Raw genomic sequence first — 22292 nt, forward strand, 5'->3', positions numbered from 1 at the left:
GCCTCGACCGACCCCGGCACCTCGCTCGATCCGGATGCCTCGACCGACCCCGGCACCTCGCTCCGATCAGGCCTCGATTCGGAGGTCGTCGAGCGTCCGGATCCGCGTTCCGACCGGACGCTTCACGAACGATCCCTCGCTGCGGCCGAGAAGCTGGGACACGCCGCGTTGGGCCGCGAGATCGAGGAGCCGCTGGGAGATCTCCCCGTCGACGACGAGCGCGTGCGGGGCGTCGTCGGCGTCCTCCAGCGCGTCGAACGCGTCGGCGGCCTCGACCTCCGAGACGACGCCGCCGTCGGCATCGAGGAGCCTGGCGCGGCCGCTGTCCCCGCCGACGATCTCGCTCGCGTGTGCCTCGATCGTGTCGGTGATCTCGGTCTCGCCGTCCTCCGTGGTGTCGTTCCGTTCGTTCGGTTCGTCCGGCTCGTCCACGTCGTCCGACCCGCTCGAGTCCTTCAACTCGTCCGCGGGTCGAACGTCGTCGGTGTCGCCGGCGGGGTCACCGGCGTCCACGTCCTCCGTCTCGTTCGGTCCGGAATCGTCGGTGGCGGATCCGCGTTCGATGGCGGAATCCGCGTGGGTCGCCGACCCGTTCTCAGTCGTCGGCGACCCCGCTCGAGGGCCCTCGATCGCCTCGGAGACGTCAGCTTCGTCGGCCAGCGTCTCGTGTGGAACTTTGCCGCGAAGTGCCTCGAGCACCTCGCTGCGGTCGAGGTCCTCGACCGATCGGCCGGCCGGCGCGAACGCGACGTAATCGACCTCGCCGACCTGGCTCAGCTCGCGGAGGATCAACTCGCCGCCGCGGTCCCCGTCGAGGAACGCCGTGACGGTCCGATCCCGGGTGAGATCGGCGACGGCGTCGGGGACGTTCGTCCCCTCGACCGCGACGGCGTTCTTGATGCCGGCCTCCAACAGCGTGAGCACGTCCGCGCGCCCCTCGACGACGATGACCGCGTCGGAGTCGGCCACGCGGGGACCCGCCGGCAGGTCCTCGTACTCGTCGATGCCCTCGACGCGGGCCGCGTCGCGGACCTCCTCTAACACCTCGTCGCTCGAGAGGGCCGTCTCCTCGAATCCGCCGGCGAGAAGCTCCTTCGCGCGGTCGACGACCTCCCGCCGTTTGGTCGCGCGGACGTCCTCGATCCGGGTGACCTCGACGGAGGCCCGACACGGGCCGACCCGGGTGATCGTCTCCAGCGCGGCGGCGAGGATCGCCGTCTCGACTTTATCCAAACTCGAGGCGACGGTCACCTCCCCGAACGACTGTCCGTTCTCCGATTCTATCGCGACGTCGATGCGACCGACCTTCGAGGCCTGCTGGAGGTCCCGGAGGTCGAGTTCCTCCCCGAGCAGACCCTCCGTCTGGCCGAAGACCGCCCCGACGACGTCGGACCGTTCGACGACGCCGTCGGCGGCGATGGTCGCGTGAATGAGGTATTTGGCTGTGTCTTCCATGGCTTCGAACCCTCGTGAGTGATGGTGATCGTGATGGCGACGGACGGGACGCGACGCGTCGCGATCCCGGCGTCGATCGTGAACTGACGGACTGGTCCGTCATCCTGTTTATATACGTCGGTGGGGCGGAAATAGCTGTCGTACCGCCGATCATGTCGGTGTAGAAACGGATTCGGTCGGTTTGGAAACGGATCCGTGGGGAGCGACCGCGATCGGACCATGAACGATGGCGATCGCATCGCGACCGACCCACGGGACGTCGTCCGAGCGAAACGGACGCAAACGGTACCTGGAGGGATACATTTACGGCGGTCACGGAGAGGGTTACACCAAATGACGTCGCGAGACCTGCTTTGGATCCCCGTCTTCGCGGTGCTCGTCGCGTTCTCGGTGCCGTGGTTCATGTGGGGGACGGACGCGATCGTCGCGGGACTGCCGATCTGGCTGTGGTGGCACGTCGGCTGGATGGTGCTCGCCGCCGCCTGTTTCCGCCGGTTCGCGGCCGGCGCGTGGGACCGGGGGATGGGCCTCGATCCGGAGGTCGACCGGGGTCGGGGAGACGACGTCGACGCCGGCTCCTTCGAGACGTCCGGAGGCGATCCGGGGGGTGAGGGACCGTGAGCGCCGTCCTGGAGATGGGCATCGTCGTCGGCTACCTGCTCGTCGCGCTGGCGATCGGCCTTTTCGCCTATCGGGTCGCCGAGTCGGGCGCCGAGGACTACTACCTCGCGAGCCGGTCGATCGGGACGCTCGTGCTGCTTTTCACCACGTTCGCGACGCTGCTTTCGGCGTTCACCTTCTTCGGAGGGCCGAACCTCGCGTACGCCGCCGGCCCCGAGTGGATCCTCGTGATGGGCGTGATGGACGGTGTGATCTTCGCGATCCTCTGGTACGTGATCGGCTTCAAACAGTGGCTCGTCGGCCGACGCCACGGCTACGTGACGCTCGGGGAGATGCTCGGCGATCGGTTCGGATCGCCGGGGCTTCGTGCGCTCGTCGCCGGCATCAGCCTCCTGTGGCTGTTTCCGTACGTGATGCTCCAGCAGATGGGCGCCGGCGAGGCGATCGCCGGGCTGACGAACGGGGCGATCCCCTACTGGGGCGGCGCGGCGCTCATCACCGCGTTCATGATCGTCTACGTGATGCTCGCGGGGATGCGCGGCGTCGCCTGGACCGACACGATCCAGGGGCTGTTCATGCTCTCCGTGGTCTGGATCGCGGTCGCGTGGGTGCTCGCCGCGGTCGGCGGGCCCGAGGCCGCCACCGGCGCGATGGTCGAGGCGAACCCCGAGTTCGCCTCGCTCGGCGGCGGGACCTACACCCCGCAGTTCATCATCTCCTCCGCGGTCACCATCGCATTCGGCGTGACGATGTTCCCGCAGATCAACCAGCGGTTCTTCGTCGCCGACTCCGCCCGGGTGCTCAAGCGGTCCTTCGCGCTGTGGCCGGTGCTCGTGCTCCTGTTGTTCGTCCCGGCGTTCATGCTCGGATCGTGGGCGGCCGGCCTCCCGATCGACGTCCCCGAGGGCGCGAACGTCCTCCCGGTGCTCCTTCGGGAGTACACCCCGGTCTGGTTCGCCGCGCTCGTGATCGCCGGCGCGATGGCCGCGATGATGTCCTCCTCGGACTCGATGTTGCTTTCGGGGTCGTCGTATTTCACCCGGGACCTGTATCGGCCCTTCATCACCCCCGACGCGAGCGAAACGCGCGAGGCGTGGGTCGCCCGTATCGGCGTCGCCGTCTTCGCGACGCTCGCGTTCCTGGCGAGCCTCACGCGTCCCGGAACCCTCATCGAGGTCGGAGACACCGCTTTCTCCGGATTCGCCCTGTTGGCGCCGGCGGTCATCGTCGCCCTCTACTGGGATCGAACGACCAGAACCGGGATGATCGTCTCCATTTCGATCCCTCAGATCGTCTACCTCGCGCACGTCTTCGAGCCCGTTCCGCTGCCGTTCGTCGACGTTCGGCTGGCCCTGCCGGGGACCTACGGCGGTTGGGACGTCGCGCTCTGGTTGATGGCGCTCGCCGCCGTGCTCGTCGTCGTCGTCTCGCTCGCGACCGACCACGTCGACGACGAGAACGCCTCCCGATTCGACGTGACCGCGGACTGACGGAAGAGACGACCGACGGCTCCGACTCCACAACGCACTTACGCGACTCGCGCCCACGAATTCGTATGTACGCAGTCGTGGGGGGCGGAATCGCCGGGCTCGCGGCCGCCCATCGCCTCCGACAGCACGGGATCGACGCCCACGTCTACGAGGCCTCCGACGACGTCGGCGGGCTGGCCGGCGTCTACGAGACCGACGGCGATCCGATAGAGCGCTTCTACCACCACCTCTCGCGGTCCGAGGAGACGATCCTCGAGCTGGCCGCCGAACTCGGGATCGAAGACCGGATCGAGTGGCGGATCGGGAGGAACGCCTACTACGTCGACGGCGTGGTTCACCCGCTCGATACGCCCTGGCAGATCCTCGCGTATCCCCACTTGAGCACCTACGACACCCTCCGACTGGCGGCCCTGACGAAGGAGGTCGACCTACGCGGCGGGCTCCCCGCGTTCGACACCTACGAGGACCTGAGCGACTTCGAGGACGTTCCCGTCCGCGAGTTCCTGATCGAGCACACGACCCGCGGCGTCTACGAGGGGTTCTTCGAGCCGCTGCTCGACGCGAAGTTCGGCGACCGCAAGGAGGACGTCTCGGCGGCCTGGCTGCTCGGCCGGATCAAGTTCCGCGGGGAGCGCGACCTGCTTCGCGGCGAGGTGCTCGGCTACCTGGAGGGCTCCTTCGCGGTCCTGCTCGACGCCCTCGTCGACGCCGTGGGACGCGAGCACGTCACCACGAACGCGCGGGTGACGGACGTCGGATTCTCCGGTGGCGAAGCGGAGGCGACCGCAGAGCCGATCGACGACTCGGACGCGGAGGCGGCGGTGGGGAACGGCGCCGTCGAGACGATCACCGTCGAGACGCCGGCGGGAACGACGACCCGCGAGGTCGACGGCGTCGTGGTCGCGGCGATGCCGAACGTGCTCGAGGATCTCACCGGCTATCGGTGTGCGATCGACTTCCAGGGGGCCGTCTGTGCGGTCCTCACGATGGACGAGCCGCTTTCGAACACCTACTGGCTCAACGTGGCCGACGAGGCGCCCTTCGGCGCGCTGATCGAACACACCAACTTCGTTCCGCCCGAGCGATACGGCGGCGACCATCTGCTTTACGTCGCCAGCTACGTCCAGTCGCCAGAGGAGCGAAACTGGCAGGAGGACGACGACGCGCTTTCCGATCGGTGGATCTCGGGGATCGAGGAGCTCTTCCCGGACTTCTCCCGCGAGCGGGTGCGCGAGGTCCGTATCTCGCGGAACCCGCGTGCGGCGCCCGTCTACGAGCGCGGCTACCTCGAGACCGTGATCCCCTACGATCTGGCGGACGAGAGGCTATCCGGGGTCTACTACGCCGGCATGGCGAGCCGCGCGCAGTACCCCGAACGCTCGCTGAACGGCGGCGTCGTGGCCGGTCGCGAGGTGGCGGACCGGATCGCGGAGCGAAACGGCGAGGCGGGGGCCGACGACGAATCCGCGATCCGGAACGGACGCGAGTGAGGAGTCGACAGTGAGATCCCACAGTCGTCGGGCCTCGCTTCCCGTCGAGTCTCACGACCCGTCGGACCTCACAGCCCGGTCGGATGGTCGACGAACGTCGTCTCGATCCCCCACTCCTCGAGGCGACCCGCAAGCGACCGGACCCCGAACGTCTCCGTGGCGTAGTGGCCGGCGAGGAACACCGAGATGCCGGCCTCGCGCGCCTCGTGGTAGACCTTCTGTTTCCCCTCGCCGGTGACGAGCGCGTCCGCCCCCGCCTCCACCGCCTCGTCGAGCCAGTCGGCGCCCGAACCGGTGAGCACCGCGACGCGCTCGATGCGGTCGGGGCCGAACTCGAGCACTCTGGTGTCCCGCTCGCTGCCCTCGAAGGCGTCGAGGCGTCGCCGCAGGTCGCTCGCGGAGAACGGCTCGGAGGCGGTGCCGATCGTGCCGAGGTGGACCGGGCCGAGCGAACCGAACGGCTCACGGTCGTCGAGGTCGAGCTCGTCGGCGACGCCCGAAGCGTTTCCGAGCTCCGGATGGCCGTCGAGCGGGAGGTGGGAGACGTACAGGGCGACGTCGTTCTCGACGAGCGCCGCGATCCGCCCGTACTGGCGTCCGGTCACGCGTTCGATCCCGCCCCAGGAGATCCCGTGGTGGACGAGGAGGAGGTCGGCGTCCGCCTCCGCGGCCGCCTCGATCGTCGCCTCCGCGGCGTCGACCGCGACGGCGACCCGGTCGACCGTCCCCGAATCCGGGCCGACCTGCAGGCCGTTCGCGCTCGCGTCGACGTCGGCGTAGCCGGCGGTCGAGAGCGTCTCATCGAGTCGATCGACGAGCGTGGGCAGTCGCATGGCCGGCGGTTTCACGCGAGGGGAAGTAAAGACGGCGACTGTGGGTGATACTCGGCGATAAAAAGCGCGGTGACCTGGATCCGCTCCGAAGCGCCACCGACTCCTACTCGGAGGGCTTTTCGGGAACGGCGTCCTCGGAGCTGGAGTCCGAGCCCTCCGGGACGCGAGGCGAGCGCGTCGCGTCCTCGGGAGTCGAGGGCGGCGCGTCGAACTCCGGATCGAACAGTTCGAGGGCGGTGTGGATCGTGGTCCAGTCGTCCTCGCCGGCGGCCTCCCGAAGCGACTTCGTCGGCGCGGCGAGCAACTGCCCGACGAGCGAGTCGGCGAGCGCCTCGAGCGTCTCGCGCTGCTCGTCGGTCAATCCGCCCTGCGCCTCGAGTTTCGAGACCGCCCGGTCGAGCTCGCGTGCCTTCACCCGGTCAGCGGACTCGTACATGGCGGCGATGGCGTCGTCGGCGCGTTTGCGCTTGAACGACTCCATCAGTCGGTCGAACTCCTCGTCGATCATCGTCTCGACCTCGCGCGCCTCGGCCCGTCGGCGCTCCCGCGTCCGCTCGGTGACTGACTCGAGCGCGTCGATGTCGTAGAGTTCGACCCCGGCCAACTCGCCGGCGCTCGGGTCGACGTCTCGTGGTCTCGCGATGTCGACACAGACCAGTTCGCCCGTCCCGGACAGCATCTCCGAGTCGAGGACCGGATCCGGACTCCCGGTGGCGGTGACGACCAGATCGGCGGTTCCGAGCGTCTCCTCCAGGGCGTCGATGGGGCGGGCTTCGGCTTCGACCTCGAGGTCGGAGACGATCTCCCGTGCACGTGATACCGTCCGGTTCGCAACGCGGATCCGCGAGACGCCGGTCTCCTCGAGCGCGCGTGCCGCGAGCGTGCTCATCTCGCCCGCACCGATCACGAGCGCGGTCGACCCCTCGAGATCGACCTCCTCGGACGCGAGGTCGACCGCAGCAGAGCCGAGCGAGACGACGCCCTCGTTGATCGCCGTCTCGGTCCGGGCGCGTTCGCCGACGTGAATGGCCTTCGTCACCGCGTCCTCGAGCACCGGGCCGATCCCGCCGGCCGCGCGGGCCGACTCGAACGCATCGCGAACCTGTCCGATGATCTGGTCCTCGCCGAGCACGATCGACTCGAGCCCCGCCGCGACGCGCATCAGGTGGCGGATGGCCGCCTCGTGTTCGAGATGTCTGACGGCGCCCTCCCTGACCGTTGGCGCGAACGACGACAACGCCTCGCGCCCGTCGGCCGCGTGGTTCGTGACGACGTACGCTTCCGCACGATTGCACGTGTGGATGGCGAACGCCTCCTCGACGTTGGTGCGCGCGAGCAGATCGGAGACGATCCCCCGCTCGGACTCCTCGCCCGCCGCGTCGATCTCGTCGATGCTCGCGTGCGTATGGGCGACGCTAACTCCGGTGATCACTCCCGTCTCAGTCATGGCCTATCTACGTTCCTCACGATTTCCGCGTCCCGTCATCGGTACGCCGTTCGATCCCGTCATCGGTACACGTCCCTTCGGCGACCCGTCTCGCCGTTTGACGGGGATTGGCCCCCCCGACTTGTAAAGCCTTCCAAACGTCCGGCGACCGGACCACGGCACGGAGCGCTTCCCGACGTCCCTCGGGGGGTACCTCCCGCTCTGCGAGCTCCGCCCGCAGGTCGCCCGTGATCCGCGCCAGTTCGCCGGCCCCCTCGATCTCCGCCTCGATCCGCTCGCGAAGGTGGCGGGCCAACGCCGGGCTGTTCGCGCCGGTCGTGATCGCGACGGTCACCGGTCCGTCCTCGACCGTCGCCGGGACCACGACGCTCCCGGAGTCCCGCGCACCCGAGACGTCCGTTCGGTTGACGAGCACGCCGCGCTCGTGGGCTTCGGCCTCGGCGGCCGCGTTCACCGCCGGATCGTCGGTCGCGGCGACGATCAAGGCGGGAGAAATCCGGTCCACCAACTCGCGAACGCCGTCCGGATCGGGCGCGTCACGAACCAGCTCGAGCGAGCGATCCTCCGCAAGCGATCGAAGTTCGTCGGTAAACGTCGGACTCACGACTATCAGCCGGGCCTCGGACACGAATCGTTTCGCCTTCCTGGTTGCGACGTTCCCCCCGCCGAAGACGAGTACGGTTTCGCCGGAGAGGTCGTGGACGAGGGGGATCATTCGTCGGTGGATCCAGACTCCGTGGCGGAATCCATCCCGACGTCCGTGTTGCCGGCGGCGCGTTCGTCGAGCCTGATACCCGTCTTTTTCAGGATACGGGTCGAAAACAGCGTGTCCCAGTCGTCGGGTTCGACGTCCCAGAACTCCTCCATCGTCCGTTTGACCTCCCGGATGCGACGCTCGCTTTCCGCCTCGGTGCGGCCGTGCGTCATCGCGAAGAAGTTGTACTCCCAGACCCCCTCGTGGCGGGGACGCTCGTAGCAGTGGGTGACGAAATCGAGATCCGCGACCGCCGGTCCGACCTCGTCGATGACGTCCTCCGGGACGTCCCAGACGGTCATCCCGTTTTCGGTGTACCCGAGCGCGTAGTGGTTCGGGATGACGCCGACTCGCCGCACCTTCCCCTCCGCGTTGAACCGCGCGATCGTCTCCACGACCCACTCCGGATCGGCGTCGATCGCGTCGGCGACGTCGGCATACGGCGTCGCGGTGATCGGGAGTCCGCCCTGTATCTCGACGACGAGATCGCGTTCGGCGGGCGTGATCGAGTCGCGATCGCTCGGCTCGACGGCGGGACCGAGATCCGACAGGTCGAGATCGCCGTCGGGGATCGGTCCCTCGAGCAGGAACTTCGCGCCGACGTGGAACTCGCGTCGCTTCGGGAGGTCGTAGGTCTCCTGGCCCGTGGCGTCCTCGATCCGCGAGAGCACCTCGGCGATCCGGTCGCGGGCGTCCTTGTCCGGATCCGGATGGTCGGCCACGCTCGCGACGAACCACATGTTGAGGTGCGGGTGCTCGCGCTCGTAGTTGTGTGCGACCTCCGGAAAGTCGTTGACGAGGTCGGCGATCTCGTCGTACCGGTCCTCGGGAGCGTGCATCGCCACGAGTGAGGCCGCCCCGCCGATCTCCTCGGCGTTGACGAGCGCGCCGAACCGGGAGAGGACGCCCTCCTCATCGAGCTCGAGAACGCGCTCGCGGAGTTCCGTTCCGGTCACCTCCACGCCGCGATCCGAGAGCGCGGCGGCCGCCGCATCGAAGGGGCGTGAGACGACCGGAAACCCGCCTTGAAACCCGTTGATGATCGCCCGGTCGAGCGTCGACAGCTCCGCGTCGACCCGTTTCATGTCCGGACGTGGGGGCGCGTCGGGATTAAGCCGTTCGGAGCGAAGCTCCCCGGTCGCTCGCTACGGGAGATGCCTCACTCCTCGAGGTCGCTCGCGATGTCCGCGAGCGACTCACGCGGCCCCGAATCGACGTCGTAGACCGTACGTTCGCCGGGAAGTCGGAGACCGTAGGCCTCGCCGGGGACGAGTACGTCGAGCAACAGCGGATCCCCTTCCTCTCGTTCTCTCGCGCGGAGCCACTCGACCAGCCGGTTCTCACCTCGCCCCGGCGAGCGGGCGAGACGCCGGTTCTCGAAGGCACCGCGGATCACTCTACCGTCGGAATCGGCGTCGATCCGGGCGTAACTGGTCTCGCGATCGACGACGAGACGAACGACGTCGCCCGCCTCAACCCCGAGCCGGTCGGTGACACCCGATTCGAGATGTCGATCGATCCCCGAGTCGTCGGGGAGACGAACGCACGGACGGCGCGTTCCACCGCTTCGAGCGAGATGAACGCGGATCGACGGAACGTCGTCGTCCTCGGAGGTAAAACGCGCCATCGACCCGTGAATTCCTATTCCTCGTCGGTCTCGGCGTCGTCGGCGTCGTCCTGATCTTCCTCGCCCTCGCCGTAGGCCGCGGCGACGTCGCCGTCGCCGTCGACGACGGAGACGTTGATCTGTGCGACGTCGTCGGCGATCTCCGCGCCGCGAACGGTGACGCGTTTTCGCTCGCCGTCCTTGGTCGGTTTGTAGCCGACCCCGCCCTCGAGGAGGAGCTCCTTTAGGCTCGATCCGGGAACGTCCGCGCGCATCGGCCGGCCGGTCTCGTCGGAACCGCCAGTGATCTCGAGGGTGAACCCGTCGAGGCCGACCGCAGAGCCGTCGACCTCCTCGCCGAGGTTTCGTCCGAGGAATCGGTTCGCGTCCTGTCCGTCGACTTCGCGCTGATAGGTCCGACCGGCGTCGGGGTCGGCGACGGTGACCTTGAATTCTGCCATACGGCCAACCACTTGCCCGCCGAGTAAAAACACGTCGAAACCGCCCGCTCGACGGTCATCGAATGGACTCGATCGTCGTCGATCCGTCGCTCCAGGGGCCACGGACCAGCGCGGACTCGAGCGCCTCCGTCACACGCGTCGGATCGTCGGGACCGCCGGCATCCACGGCACATCCCACCGAGTGCGGCTCGAACGGGACGTCGAGTGCGGCATACAGCGGAGTGAGGACGTCGACGAGTTCGTCCACGTCCGACGGGACGACGGTGAGACAGCCGGCAACGAGAGCCGCGCCCCGTCGAACGCGCTGGGCGATCCCGGCGATCTTTCCGCCGTCCGTGGCACGGATCGAGTGGCTTCCCGGACAGTAGGATCCGTCAGGTTCCCCCGTCTCGACGGCCGCGCCGATCGAGGTCAGCACGTCGACGATGGTCTCCGAGACCGCCTCGTATCGGCGCGTCATCCCCGACCGCATGTCCGCGATCGGGATCGCGACCGCGAACGCCACGGTTCGACCGGTGTAGGCGACGGCTCGCCCGCCGACCCGGCGTTCCACGGGCGGAAACCCGTGCGAGCGGGCGATCTGCGATGCCGACTCGAACCCGTCCAAACGAACGTCCCGCCGGCCGAACGCGACCTGTCGGTGGGGCGTCCAGACGCGAACGGCCGGCTCGCCGGCGTCCGCAGCCCGATCGAGAAGATCCGCCGTGGCTTCGCGATCCGTCCGTCGGGTCGGGCCACGGCCACGAACCACGCGCATGTCCCTGCGTCGAAGCCGGAAGCCAATAAGCGAGTCGCCGGAACGGACCGTTCCGGTGGCGCTATACGGTCGGAGAATCACGGACGGACGATGACGGAACGGGACGCGACGACGGTGACGATCCCCGACGGAGTCGTCGATCGGTATCCGCGATTCTCGCTGTACAACTCCCCGTATCCGGCCCACGATCGCGGCCACGCGATCGATCTCTATCCCGGAACGGGAGTCGGGATCTCTCCCGTCGATGGGGTCGTCCGCGAGGTGCGGACCGTCGGCTGTCCGAACCGCGAGTACGCGGTCGAGCAGGACCACGTGATCGTGATCGACGTGGACGACGACTGGTGTGCGTCCGCCGGGATCGAGCGATCGCTTTCGGCCCGGATACTCCACGTCGACCCCGCCGTTCGAGGGGGGGATCGCGTGTCCGTCGGCGACTCGCTTGGGGAAACGGTCCGGTCGGGATTCTTCGGCCGATGGGTCGACGACCACGTCCACCTCGAGTTCCGCGACCGGGACGCCGACCCGTTCCGTGCGAGCGGATCGCTACGCGTGGCCGTCGGCGTCGACGTCGAGCCGGTCGCCTGGAACGGACACGGTACGGTCGTCGAAACCGGAGCGAGCTACGCGCTGTTGGACGGTCCGCCGGCGGACGACGTGGATGGATACACCGCGATCGCGAGCAATGAGGGGACGGCGATCGACGGCGGGCTCGCTCACTATGCCGGCGGCGGAGCGCTCTCCGGGCACGGGCGTGAAGGAGCTGTGGGACGTGACGGCGGCGAAAGCCACCTGTCGCTGCTCGGCCAGCAGATCGGGATAGCTGCCGGACGGACCATCTCCTGGGCAGACGTCGACGTCCTCGCGAACGGCGACCGGATCACCGGCCTGTCGCTTTTCGCGGCGCGGGGACCGTCACTCGGCGTCAAGCTCGTCTGCCCCGACAGCCGATTCGAGGTCGGCACGGCGGTTCGGGTCTCGATCCGGGAGAGCCGAGACCCGATCCGGCTCGGGGTCGGTCGGTGAGGCGACCACAGGAGCGAGGATCAAAGCGAGGACGCCGAACACGACACGCACGCGTATCGAAGCTCCGAACTTGCGAACAGCCGACACGTGGAACGTACCCGCGGCGGCGTGTCGAACACCCGCCTCGACCGCCGCGGGACGCGGATCAGCTCACGCGACGGGGTGGTTCGGTATCCGTGATAAACCGTCGGACCGGATGGATCGACGGGTGACCGATGAATGGCTGTCTCGCGTTCCGGATGGTCACTCGGCGTCCGACTCGAGCACGAAGTCGGCGAGCGTCGGCACGAAGGTCCCGATGTCGGTCACCATGCCGATCGCCTGGGCGGATCCGCGATCCAGGAGCTGGGTAACCGTCGCGGGATTGATGTCGACACAGACGGTCCGGGTCGTCGACGGGAGGCAGTTTCCGACGGCCACCGAGTGGAGGAGCGTGGCGAGCATCAACACGAGATCGGCCTCGCGAGCCTGCTCGCGGATGGCGTTTTGTGCCTCGACCGCGTCCGTTATGGTGTCCGGAAGGGGCCCGTCGTCGCGGATCGACCCGGCGAGCACGTAGGGGACGTCGTTCTCGACGCACTCGTACATCACCCCCTCGGTGACGGTGCCGGCCTCGACCGCCTCCGCGATCCCGCCCTCGCGGATCACCTCCGAGATCGTCCAGATGTGGTGTTTGTGTCCCTTTCTGGGGTGCTCGAGGGTTTCGACGTCCATCCCGAGTGAGGTCCCGTAGATCGACCGCTCGAGGTCGTGAGTCGCGAAGCCGTTGCCGGCCGAGAGGGCGTCGACGTACCCCTCGCGAACGAGCCGTGCGAGAGCCTCGCCGGCGCCGGAGTGGATGACCGCCGGACCGGCGACGACGAGGACGGTTCCGCCGTTCTCGGCGGTTTCGACCAGCTCGTCCGCGACCTGTCGGATCGTCGACTCGGAGGGGCGCTCGGCGGAGATCCCGCCCTGCATGAACCCGAACGGGCCGTCGGATCCGCGGGGACGTTCCGGCGGCCTGACGCGGATCCCCGACTCGTCGGTGGCGACCAGATCGCCGGACTCGATGGCGTTGAGTACTTTCGTGTACGCGCGCGGATCGCCGTCCGGTCCCCCCTCGGGTTCGAGAACGATCGCACAGTCCATCTCGATGTGCTCGACCGGGATCCACGCGTCGTCGTATCGGACTTCAGTCGGGTGGTTCGTCGTCGAGTAGAACCCCGAGGGGACCACCCGATCCTCGGGAGCGGGTTCCAGCGTGACGTTCGGCGGGTCCTCGAGGACCGCTCCGTTCTGGTGGAGTTCGTGGAGGATCTCCCGAAGCGTCACGTCGTCCGCCGCGGTGACGCGAAGCCGGCAGTAGGACTCGTCCGTCTCGTGTTTGCCGACGTCGAACGCCTCGACCTCGAAGGAACCCCCGAGATCCATCACGGCCGTGAAACACGCCTGCATCCGCCCGGAGTCGATGATGTGCCCCTCGAGCTCGACGGTCCGTTCCACGCTCATACGCATCGTTGAGGTCGAAGCGTAATCAGGATACCCGATCCGATGGAGGTCGGCATTCGATCGACGAAGGTCGACATCCGATGGACGAGTCGAAGCCGTCGCGAGCGGGCACAACTGAAAGATTCTTTGGCGGGGGCCCCCGCTCTCGGGTATGACGAGTGTCAAGGAGTTCCGGGTTCTCGAGGCTGCCACCGCGGCGGAACTCGGCCGCGGCCGATTCGTCTTCACCGACGCCTACTCCGTCTTCGACTGGGGCCAAATGCCCGATCCGATCCCGGAGAAGGGCGCGAGCCTCTGTACGATGGGCGCGTTCAACTTCGAGCGTCTCGAGGCCGAGGGTGTCGCGACCCACTACCGCGGCGTGGTGGATCCAGCCGCCCAGGATGGGTCGGAATCGTCGACGCCCGAGGGGGCCGTCGTCGGTCTCGCGGACGTCGCGGGGCCGCCGACCGAGATGGCGATCGAGTTGACCCAGGTTCCGGATCTCCCGTACCTCGGCGACGGCGAAGGCTACGACTACGACGTCTACCACGCCGACGCCGGCGACAACTACCTCGTCCCGCTGGAGATCGTCTTCCGGAACACCGTCCCCATCGGATCGAGCCTTCGCCGGAGGCGGGATCCGTCGGAGGTCGGCCTCGCGGTCGGGGAGTGGCCCGATGAGGTAGTCGAACTGCCGGAGCCGATCGTGGAGTTCTCCACGAAGTACGAGGAGCAGGACCGGTACCTGACCCGCGAGGAGGCCGATCGGATCGCCGGCGCGGCCGGGATCGACGACCTCGAGGCGCTCGCTCGCGAGGTGAACCGGATCGTGACGGAACAGGCCGAGTCAGCCGGATTCACCCACGAGGACGGCAAGATCGAGTGTCTCTACGTCGGCGGGGAGCTGCGCGTCGCCGACGTCGTCGGCACCTTCGACGAGAACCGCTTCGCCTTCGACGGCCAGGAGGTCTCGAAGGAGGTCGTAAGACAGTGGTACAAACGCAACGACCCCGAGTGGGTGGAGGCAGTCTCGGCCGCCAAGGCCGAGGTCGCGGACCGCGACGTCGCCGACTGGCGAACGATCTGTGAACGCGAGCCGACGTCGCTGCCGCCCGGGATCGTCGAAGCCGTCTCGGAGATGTACGCCGCGGGCGCGAACGCCTACACGGGGACGGACCTGTTCGACGCGCCGTCGATCGAGGCCGCGGTCGACGCGGTACGGAAACTTTAACGGTCGAAACGGAGCGGATCGTCCGACCTTTCGGAAGCGTCCGGTGTTCGGATCAGTCGTCACCGGGAGCCGGACGCGAGACCGGCTGGCCGTCGACCGGCGCGTCGGGGTTGGCCTCGCGTGCCTCAGGCGGTAGCCCGAGTTGCGGGTCAAGCGGGGACGAGCCGGACTCGACCGCCGACTCGCCGCCAGTCTCGTCCGTCGTCCCGTCGTCCGATCGGAGGTGGACGCGCCCCTTGTGGACGGCGACCTCGTCGGCCAGATGGAGCCGGACGGCCTCGAGCAGGACGTCGGCCTCGAGGGGCTGTCCGCGGCGGCGGATCTCCTCGACGCTCGCGCCGTCGGGGACGTCGAAGGCGCGCTGGGCGATGATCGGGCCCTGATCGAGGTCGGTCGTCACGTAGTGGGCGGTGACGCCCGCGATCCGGACGCCGGCCTCCTTGGCCTGTCGGTACGCCTGCGCGCCGGGGAACGCCGGGAGGAGCGAGGGGTGGACGTTGATGATCCGGCCCTCGTACCGGAAGACGACCTCGGGCGAGAGGATCCGCATGTAGCGGGCCAACGCCACGAGGTCGACCTCGTATTCGGCGAGCAGGTCGAGCAGGCGGTCCTCGTCCGGCGAGCCGCTCCCGTCGCCGACGTCGTAGAACGGCTTGCCGTAGCGTTCGGCCAGCTCGCGGAGGTCGCCGCGGTTGCCGATGACGACGGGGATCTCCGCCTCCTCGTTCTCGCCGTCGGTCAGCTCCCCGTTGGCCTCGGCCTCGAGCAGCGTCTCGGGGGCGTGGGTCTCCTTCGTGACGAGGAGGGCGATCCGGCGGGCGGTTCGGTCGCTCGGGAACCGCACCTGGACGTCGACGCCGAGTTCGCGGCCGAGGTCGGCGAGGGTGCGTCGAAGCTCGTCGCTCGAGGTGTCCATCTCGCTCGCGTCGACCCGCATCGTCATCCGGAACAGGCCGTCGCGAACCGCCTGATCGAGGTCCTCGATGTTGATTCCCCGCTCGAACAACACGGTGGTGACCCGCGCGATGAGTCCCGTCTTGTCTCCTCCGACGACGGTGATCTCGGTTAACTCGCGCGTCATGCGGCGATCACCTCCGGGGGATCGAGCGGATACATACACGCCCCGAAACGTGCCGAACGGTTTAGCACGTTTCGGTCGAGACGCGGTCCGTGTCCGACTCACACGGATCGTCGGATTCTGGCTCATACGGATCGTTCGATTCGTCGGACGCCCGCCGCGACCGGGTCATTTTTCGGGGTTCGCGTTCCCTGGGTAGTCGTGACGCTCGATCCGATCCACGTGGACAACATCGCCCGGCTCGCCTCCACCATCGCCGGGACGGTGGAGACGACCGACCACGAGGACCTCGCAGAACGCGTGTGGACCGAGTGGCTCCCCGAACTGCGCCGGGAGGGGCGAGTGATCCTCGAGCCGGTGGGCGAACACGCGAGACGGCGGGTCGCGATCGACGAGATCGCGCTCGTGGACCGTCCCTTCGAGACGAGCCACGGGCTCGATTCGGGGACGATCAACCCGACGACGTTCAAGAACGGACTCGTCGTCGACGTCGCCCACGCCGCGATGGCCGTGGAGCCGACGGACCTGGACCTCCACCGCTCGCGGACGATCGTCGCCACGGTCCACACCGCGGACACGACGGTCGACCACGACACCGACTGGGGACGCCGGGACGAGGGATATACTCAACAGCGCGTACTCCACGCGCCGCGGGTGAGCCGGTACGCGGAAGGAGTCGTCCACGCTCTCGCGTTGTACCTCGCCGAGAGCAAACACGCGCTCGATCACGCGAACGCGGTGGGCGACCTGCTCGTGCTCGACGGACCCATCTACCCGAAGGAGCTTTTCACCTGGGTCGACCGGGATCCGGAGCTCGGCGATCTCGCCCGCGAGGCGAAACCCCACGCCGTGATCGAGAACTACGTCCGACTGGTCGAGAAGCTCTACGAGGCGGACGTCCCGCTCGCGGGGTTCGTCAAGAACCCCTCGGGACGGGCGATCACGCGAACGCTGGCGAGCAAGGGGATCGAGGGCCCCTGGCCGGACGACGCCGCGCTGTTCAACCGACTGCTCGAACGCCCCGCCGACGATGACGGGTCCGACGGTGGCGACGGAATCGAGAGCGGAACCGGAGGCGGACGCGGAAGTGGAGGCGGACGCGAAAGCGGACGCGGAACCGGCGGATCTGGCCCCCGGACCGACGAACTCACCGCGACGACCTGGTTCCACGCGCGCGGCGGCACGGACCGCCACCTCGCGGCCGACGGCGACGCCCTCGGCGTCGAGCGACGCCTCGATCCGGAGCTGTACGAGCCCACGTTCCTCGTGATCTACGACCCGCGAACGGACGTGACCTACAAGCTCGAGGCGCCCTACGCGTTCACCCGGGATCCCGACACGCGCCGGGCGCTCACGACGCAGATCCTCTCCGAGGTCGCCGCCGAGCGCGGACCGCCGACGGCGGTCGCGAAGGCCGACGAGCTCGCGCGGATCGACGCCGGCGAGAAGGCCTCCATCCGCCGGAAGTTCGAGGAGCAGTTCGACACCGACCGACTCCGGTCGTACGACGACGTCCGGTGGCCCGACGTCGAGGGGTGAAGGGGCGGCCGGAACGAAAGTGGCGAGTGGAGCGACGAAAGGGAACCGGAGGCCGGCGGTACGATCCCCGTCGTCTCAACCGGCGTGGGTCGCGTACTGCAGCGCGTAGATCGTGGCGTTGTACAGGCCGTGGATCAGGGACGGCACGATCACGTTTCCGGTCCGCTCGTAGAGGTAGCCGAGCACGCACCCCAGGCCGGTGGCGACGAGCGCGTACATGAGCGCCTCGCCCGGCGCGCCGACGATTCCCGGGATGTGTATCACTCCGAAGACCACGCTCGCGATCAGGATCGACGGCCAGACGCCCCAGGCGCGACGGAGGAGTCCCTGAACGGTGCCGCGAAACAGCAGTTCCTCGCCCGGCCCGACGAGGACGACGGAGACGACGATCATGTACAGGAAGTACGTGGGATCGGCCCGTCCCGGAAGCAGCGCCTGGTTCTCGCCGGTCGAGATGCCGAGAAGTCCAAAGACGAAGAGCGCGGAGAACTGCAACGCGAGGAGGACCGCCGTCCCGGCGAGGACCGTGATCGCCTCCCGCCGGTCGGGCCGGTCGAACTCGATGAGCGACCGGTCGGCGGTCACGAGGACGTACCCGCCGACGGCGATCAGGAACCCGAGGAACTGGAGGACGGTTTGAGCGACGGTCTCCATCGGCGATCCCGCCGCGACGACGCCGGCGTCGACGAGCAGTTGCGAGACCGGCTGCGTGATCGCGGTCGCCACGAGGAGCGCGCCGATGACGACGAGCGCGCCCTGTCCGATCGCACGTGCACGGTCGGCGTGCTTCGCGTATCCGTCGGCGTTCGACCCCGATTCCATCGAGCGGGCGTACGCGCAGGGATCCTAAAGGCGCACCGGAAGAGGCGACCGGATCGAGGGCGCTCGAAGAGGGAACCGACGAGAGAGAATGAGTGGACGAGAGACGAATCGCCGGATCGCGCGTTCAACGCCCGCCGGAGACGACGAGTTCCCGCTTGTCGGAGACGGCCTCGGCCTCCTCGAACTCGCCGCCGCCGAGCAGCCCGCGGGCGGCCTTCTTGCCCCACTCCACGGCGGGCTGGGTGAACGTCTCGACGCCGTCGAGTTCGCCGTAGAGAACGCAGGCGGCCTCCATGCCGTACAGGAGCTCGCCGAGGGAACGCTCGTCGACGCGATCGATCTCGATCCGAACGTTCGGGCGCTCCGCCGCCGCGAGGCTCGCCTCCGTCGCCTCGAACTCGGCGTCGAGCAGCTCGCCGAGCGAGGACCCGCCGAGGTACGAGAGCCCCTCGAGGTCCGTTTCGGGGATCGAAACGTCGGCGCGCTCGCGCGGACGCAGGAGGGTGACGAGCTTCTCGCGGGGGCCGGCTCGGTAGAGCTGAAGCTGGGAGTGCTGGTCGGTCGCGCCGAGCGCGCGGACGGGCGTCTGTCCGACCCCGTCCTTGCCGAGGCTCTCGGCCCACAGCTGGGCGAACCACTCCGCGAAGGTCTCGAGCGACTCCGCGTAGGGCATCATCGCGTTCGTCGTGGCGCCGCGTCGCGCGAGCGCGTACGAGACCGCGCCGTAGGCGTACGCGGGCGAGTCGTAAAGCGATCCCGAGAGATTTTCGCGTCCGTCCGCCCCGCCGCGGAGGATCGCCTCGACGTCGTGTCCCTGCAGGGCGGCGACCGCCAGCCCGACGGTCGAGAGCACCGAGAATCGACCGGGGACGCCGGCCGGCACGTCCAGCGCGGGCAGGTCGTGTTTCTCGGCCAATCGACGGAGGTTCCCCTCGCCCCCGGTCGTGACGAACGTTCGGTCCGTCCAGTCGACGTCGGCCCGGTCCATGGCCTCTCGGACGACGAGGAAGTTCGCGAGCGTCTCCGCGGTCGTCCCGGAGTTCGAGACCACGTTGACGACCGTCTCCGAGAGGGGCAACTCGGCCAGGAGCCGCCTCGCCTGGTCGGGATCGACGTTGTCGAGGAAGTACGCGTCGACCTCCGAGTCGAGCGCGTTCGCGAGCGTCGCGGCCCCGAGCGCGCTGCCGCCGATCCCGACCGTGAGGACCGCTTCCGGGTCGTCGTATCGATCGACTGCGGATCGAATCGCGTCCGGGTCCGCCGTCTCGGGCAGGTTCAACGCCGCGTAACCGAACGCGTCGTTCGCCATCCCGTCGGTTATCGTCTCGTGTGCGTCCGCGACCCGATCGTCGAGCCGGTCGAGGACCCCCGTCGTCACGCCCGGCGTGGTACCGAGCGCGTTGCCGATGTCGACGTCCATACCGGAAGGCCGAGCGAGCCGGACTTAGGAGTTGCCGTCCGCGGCGTCGACGCCCCGGTCCTCGCACGCGAGGTCGACGCTTCAGTCCTCGAACGCACCGTCCACACGCTCCTCGAGCAGTGCGCGAAGCTCCGGCGCGTCTCGGATCTCGGAGAAGGGGACGGGCGGATCGGGATCGGCGGGGCGCTCGTCGAGCTGCCGGTGCCACCACCGGACGTCGTGCCACTCACCGTGTTTGTGCCCGACCGCGGGGAAAGTTCCGACAGGATCGAAGTCGAACCGCTCGTGGAGCGCGACGCTCGCGGGGTTCGGCAGCGTCGTGGCGGCGTAGGCGCTGTAGAACCCCTGCTCGCGGAGGATCCGACAGAGCGCGGCGTAGAGCATCGACCCGACGCCGGCTCCGCGGTGGCCGTCCGCCACGTAGACGGAGAGCTCGGCGGTCCAGCGATACGGCGGCGTCGAGCGGAGCGCGTCCGCGGACGCGTATCCGATCACGGTTCCCGATCCGGGATCGGATTCGTCGAATTCCCGATCGGCGGCCCCCCGTTCCTGGCCGTCGACGCGCTCGGCCACGAGCCACGGATACGTCTCCGTCGTCTTCTCGATCCGTGTCTCGAACTCCTCGCTCGTGGGCGGCTCCGTCTCGAAGGAGATCGCCGTCTCCTCGACGAACGGGGCGTAGATGTCGCACATCGCGTCGGCGTCCGCGGTGACCGCGGGACGGAGTCGTCGGGACACGTCTCAGATCGCGTAGACGCGCGTCGTCCAGAAGTCCTCGAACGCGTCGGAGAGCGCCGCCTCCGGATCGCCGGTCGCATCGGAGACGTCCGTGACGTCCGCCAGATCGCGAACCTCGCCGAGGACGGTCCGTTCGCCGACGATCACGAGGCGGTCGACGTCGTCCGCGATCGGAGCGAGGACCGCCCGAGCCGACTCGAGGTGTTCCGATATCTGGTCGTCACGGCGTCGCTCGAAGCGTCCCTGCGAGAACCCGCCCTTCGAGTGGGCCCCCTTCACGTCGCTTTCGAACCCCTCGAAGGAGACGCGTTCGGGAGGTCCCACTTCATCGGCGGCGGTCGCCCCGGCGGCGGCAGCCGAATCCGATCCGTTCATCGCGTCGTACACGCCGACCGCGAAGACGTCCGACCGGACGAGCGCGAACCCGAGGCGGCCCGTCGGGAGGAACCGCTCGGGCGGCAGCTCGAAGGCATCGTCCCATCGCGCGAACGACTCCGTCGGTTCGATCGGCGGACGGAACGCGGCGCTCACGACCCCCGAATCGTCGGCGAGAACCATCGCGGGCGCGGCCCGGCGAACGAGCGGAGCGTCCGCGCCGAAGTGGTCGATCACGGCGTCGGGGACGTCGCCCTCCTCCGGAACTGCGGCGGTGAGCGCGCCCTCGTCGCCGGTCTCGATCGCCGACAGCCGGCCGAGGAGGTCGCGGGTTCGCGCGCCGCGGGCGTCGCTCACGCGACGGAAGTCGCGGTCCGGCTCGTCGTCGGTCGCCCGCTCGACGCGGTCCTCGAGTTCGACGATCCGGTCCTCGAGGCGGTTGACGCGCTCCTCGGCGTCCTGTCTGGCGGCGACCGCGTCCGATCGGCGCTCCCGCTCGGCCTCCAGTTGTCGCTCGAGGTGGTGGTTCTCCTCCTCCAGGTCCTCGATCCGCGCCTTCAGTTCGGCCCGGCCGAGCAACTCGTCGAGCATGCCCGAGACGGGGGCGTGGTTGGACTTAAAAGGTCGCGTCCGAGGCCGCTCGAACGGGTTCGACGGCGGGAGTCGCGAACGCGGGTCGTTCGGCGTGCGGGACGACGGACGCGACCCGATCGGCGCGAACGGGACGGCGGGTTTGTAAACGCTTATGCGTACCCTGGCGTTAGAACCCACCGCGGGCCGGTAGCTCAGTTAGGGAGAGCGTCCGGCTTTTAACCGGACGGTCGGGGGTTCGAATCCCTCCCGGCCCGTTTTCGTTCGAACGAAGTGAGAACGAAACGGCCACAGGGATTCGCGGCCCAGAGGACGAGCACGGCGGGTCCTCGCGGTTCGAATCCCTCGCGGCCCGCTTTCCTGCGAAATCGTGGGCAGTGACAACGCCGCGATCGACGCCCCGAAACCGACCGTCTACAGTCCCTCGCCCTGGTAGTCGCCGTCGTAGGTCCCTTCGTGGCCGGCCTCGGCGAGGACGAGCTGGGCGATGCGCGCGTCGCGTTCGATCGTGATCGGGTGTCCGACCTGGAGGAGGCCCTCGCCGACGCCCTCGTAGCCGGCGTCCCAGACGGCCGTGTTGAGCATACACGAGTTCCGGAGCAGCGAGGAGCGCGGGTAGACGAACCCGACGTGCCCCTCCGGGATACGGACCGGTTCGCCGTACTCGACGACGTAGTATCCCGGCTGGAGGCGAAATCGGACCTCCCCGGGGACCGGCTCCCGCTCGCCCACCGTCTTCCCGTCGCGTCCGATCGTCCCGGGTTCGGTCTGTTCGAGGACCTCCCCGACGGTCAGATCGACGCCGTTCGGCTGTACCTGCTCGGCGTCGAGGTCGGCGCCGGCCGACTCGAGTTCGCGTGCGACGTAGCTCCCGGACTCGAACATACCGGCCGATCGGATCCGGTCGATAAAACCGTATCGACTGGAACGGGGCCGGAGGCGAGGATACGTCCCCACCACGCACGGATCGATCCGGCTCCGATCCCGAGGTGTCGGGAGTTAACACGCCGGTTTTCCCGCGAACGTTGCCCGAGACGCCCGATCCTACACGAATATTGTGGAAAGTGACTCGCGGGATTTATATTCGA

21 protein-coding genes and 1 tRNA gene are annotated in these 22292 nt (G+C 68.5%); 7 read left to right on the plus strand and 15 right to left on the minus strand.

Annotation, left to right across the window (positions count from 1 at the left end):
* Window positions 1–66: 66 nt before the first annotated feature.
* Complete coding sequence (gene dnaG / locus ACZ5YD_RS12310) at window positions 67–1455, minus strand: DNA primase DnaG (RefSeq protein ID WP_379744179.1); 1389 nt, start codon at window positions 1453–1455, stop codon at window positions 67–69.
* Window positions 1456–1788: 333 nt separating this feature from the next.
* Here dnaG and ACZ5YD_RS12315 point away from each other — a divergent pair, with 333 nt between their 5' ends.
* The 3 genes from ACZ5YD_RS12315 (at window position 1789) to ACZ5YD_RS12325 (ending at window position 5056) form a co-directional block, all read left to right on the plus strand.
* On the plus strand, window positions 1789–2076 hold the full coding sequence (locus tag ACZ5YD_RS12315) for a DUF3311 domain-containing protein (protein WP_379744177.1): 288 nt from the start codon (window positions 1789–1791) through the stop codon (window positions 2074–2076).
* 14 nt (window positions 2077–2090) lie between these two features.
* Entirely contained in the window at window positions 2091–3566 is a 1476-nt protein-coding gene (locus ACZ5YD_RS12320; protein ID WP_379745579.1) for a sodium:solute symporter family protein, read from the plus strand.
* Window positions 3567–3631: 65 nt separating this feature from the next.
* Entirely contained in the window at window positions 3632–5056 is a 1425-nt protein-coding gene (locus tag ACZ5YD_RS12325; protein WP_379744175.1) for an NAD(P)/FAD-dependent oxidoreductase, read from the plus strand.
* 68 nt (window positions 5057–5124) lie between these two features.
* On the opposite strand, the gene ACZ5YD_RS12330 is transcribed toward ACZ5YD_RS12325, so the two are convergent.
* From ACZ5YD_RS12330 to ACZ5YD_RS12360, 7 genes are all read right to left on the minus strand, one after another.
* The gene (locus ACZ5YD_RS12330; protein ID WP_379744173.1) at window positions 5125–5889 is read right to left on the minus strand and encodes a Nif3-like dinuclear metal center hexameric protein; all 765 of its coding nucleotides are present in this window, start codon (window positions 5887–5889) and stop codon (window positions 5125–5127) included.
* 103 nt (window positions 5890–5992) lie between these two features.
* Window positions 5993–7336 carry a glutamyl-tRNA reductase gene (gene hemA / locus ACZ5YD_RS12335; RefSeq protein WP_379744171.1) on the minus strand — a complete coding sequence of 448 codons (1344 nt, stop codon included), beginning with the start codon at window positions 7334–7336 and terminating at the stop codon, window positions 5993–5995.
* 16 nt (window positions 7337–7352) lie between these two features.
* Window positions 7353–8051, minus strand: coding sequence for a precorrin-2 dehydrogenase/sirohydrochlorin ferrochelatase family protein (locus ACZ5YD_RS12340; RefSeq protein WP_379744169.1), 699 nt, complete (start codon window positions 8049–8051; stop codon window positions 7353–7355).
* Window positions 8048–9175, minus strand: coding sequence for a siroheme decarboxylase subunit beta (gene ahbB / locus ACZ5YD_RS12345; RefSeq protein ID WP_379744167.1), 1128 nt, complete (start codon window positions 9173–9175; stop codon window positions 8048–8050). The genes ACZ5YD_RS12340 and ahbB overlap by 4 nt, the downstream gene beginning before the upstream one ends.
* A gap of 74 nt (window positions 9176–9249) precedes the next feature.
* Complete coding sequence (locus ACZ5YD_RS12350) at window positions 9250–9717, minus strand: DUF7112 family protein (RefSeq protein WP_379744165.1); 468 nt, start codon at window positions 9715–9717, stop codon at window positions 9250–9252.
* 14 nt (window positions 9718–9731) lie between these two features.
* Window positions 9732–10157, minus strand: a complete 426-nt coding sequence (locus ACZ5YD_RS12355; RefSeq protein ID WP_379744163.1) for a 30S ribosomal protein S6e — start codon at window positions 10155–10157, stop codon at window positions 9732–9734.
* 55 nt (window positions 10158–10212) lie between these two features.
* Complete coding sequence (locus tag ACZ5YD_RS12360) at window positions 10213–10914, minus strand: lipoate--protein ligase family protein (RefSeq protein WP_379744161.1); 702 nt, start codon at window positions 10912–10914, stop codon at window positions 10213–10215.
* Between the two features lie 90 nt (window positions 10915–11004).
* Here ACZ5YD_RS12360 and ACZ5YD_RS12365 point away from each other — a divergent pair, with 90 nt between their 5' ends.
* Window positions 11005–11937, plus strand: coding sequence for a DUF8155 domain-containing protein (locus ACZ5YD_RS12365; RefSeq protein ID WP_379744159.1), 933 nt, complete (start codon window positions 11005–11007; stop codon window positions 11935–11937).
* Window positions 11938–12180: 243 nt separating this feature from the next.
* Here the strand turns inward: ACZ5YD_RS12365 and ACZ5YD_RS12370 are convergent, their stop codons facing one another.
* On the minus strand, window positions 12181–13428 hold the full coding sequence (locus ACZ5YD_RS12370) for an ornithine cyclodeaminase, nickel-pincer nucleotide-dependent (protein ID WP_379744157.1): 1248 nt from the start codon (window positions 13426–13428) through the stop codon (window positions 12181–12183).
* 151 nt (window positions 13429–13579) lie between these two features.
* Between ACZ5YD_RS12370 and ACZ5YD_RS12375 the strand changes: the two genes are divergently transcribed.
* A complete protein-coding gene (locus tag ACZ5YD_RS12375) occupies window positions 13580–14641 on the plus strand; it encodes a phosphoribosylaminoimidazolesuccinocarboxamide synthase (protein WP_379744155.1) in 1062 nt (353 codons plus the stop codon).
* Between the two features lie 52 nt (window positions 14642–14693).
* Here ACZ5YD_RS12375 and ACZ5YD_RS12380 read toward each other — a convergent pair whose 3' ends face one another.
* Window positions 14694–15722 (minus strand): formyltetrahydrofolate deformylase, encoded by a 1029-nt coding sequence (locus ACZ5YD_RS12380; RefSeq protein ID WP_379744153.1) that lies wholly within the window; start codon window positions 15720–15722, stop codon window positions 14694–14696.
* 198 nt (window positions 15723–15920) lie between these two features.
* Here ACZ5YD_RS12380 and ACZ5YD_RS12385 point away from each other — a divergent pair, with 198 nt between their 5' ends.
* Complete coding sequence (locus ACZ5YD_RS12385) at window positions 15921–17258, plus strand: DNA double-strand break repair nuclease NurA (RefSeq protein ID WP_379744151.1); 1338 nt, start codon at window positions 15921–15923, stop codon at window positions 17256–17258.
* A 75-nt stretch (window positions 17259–17333) separates the two neighbouring features.
* Here the strand turns inward: ACZ5YD_RS12385 and ACZ5YD_RS12390 are convergent, their stop codons facing one another.
* The 4 genes from ACZ5YD_RS12390 to ACZ5YD_RS12405 form a co-directional block, all read right to left on the minus strand.
* The gene (locus ACZ5YD_RS12390) at window positions 17334–18080 is read right to left on the minus strand and encodes a CPBP family intramembrane glutamic endopeptidase (RefSeq protein WP_379744149.1); all 747 of its coding nucleotides are present in this window, start codon (window positions 18078–18080) and stop codon (window positions 17334–17336) included.
* Between the two features lie 124 nt (window positions 18081–18204).
* The gene (locus tag ACZ5YD_RS12395) at window positions 18205–19500 is read right to left on the minus strand and encodes a glucose-6-phosphate isomerase (protein WP_379744147.1); all 1296 of its coding nucleotides are present in this window, start codon (window positions 19498–19500) and stop codon (window positions 18205–18207) included.
* An 81-nt stretch (window positions 19501–19581) separates the two neighbouring features.
* Complete coding sequence (locus ACZ5YD_RS12400; protein ID WP_379744145.1) at window positions 19582–20238, minus strand: GNAT family N-acetyltransferase; 657 nt, start codon at window positions 20236–20238, stop codon at window positions 19582–19584.
* A 3-nt stretch (window positions 20239–20241) separates the two neighbouring features.
* Window positions 20242–21204 (minus strand): Vms1/Ankzf1 family peptidyl-tRNA hydrolase, encoded by a 963-nt coding sequence (locus ACZ5YD_RS12405; RefSeq protein ID WP_379744143.1) that lies wholly within the window; start codon window positions 21202–21204, stop codon window positions 20242–20244.
* A 183-nt stretch (window positions 21205–21387) separates the two neighbouring features.
* On the opposite strand from ACZ5YD_RS12405, the gene ACZ5YD_RS12410 reads away from it, so the two are divergent.
* Window positions 21388–21461, plus strand: a tRNA-Lys gene (locus ACZ5YD_RS12410).
* Between the two features lie 157 nt (window positions 21462–21618).
* Here the strand turns inward: ACZ5YD_RS12410 and ACZ5YD_RS12415 are convergent.
* On the minus strand, window positions 21619–22089 hold the full coding sequence (locus ACZ5YD_RS12415; RefSeq protein WP_379744141.1) for a deoxyuridine 5'-triphosphate nucleotidohydrolase: 471 nt from the start codon (window positions 22087–22089) through the stop codon (window positions 21619–21621).
* Window positions 22090–22292 lie beyond the last annotated feature (203 nt).

The sequence above is a fragment of the Halopenitus salinus genome, assembly GCF_055397165.1.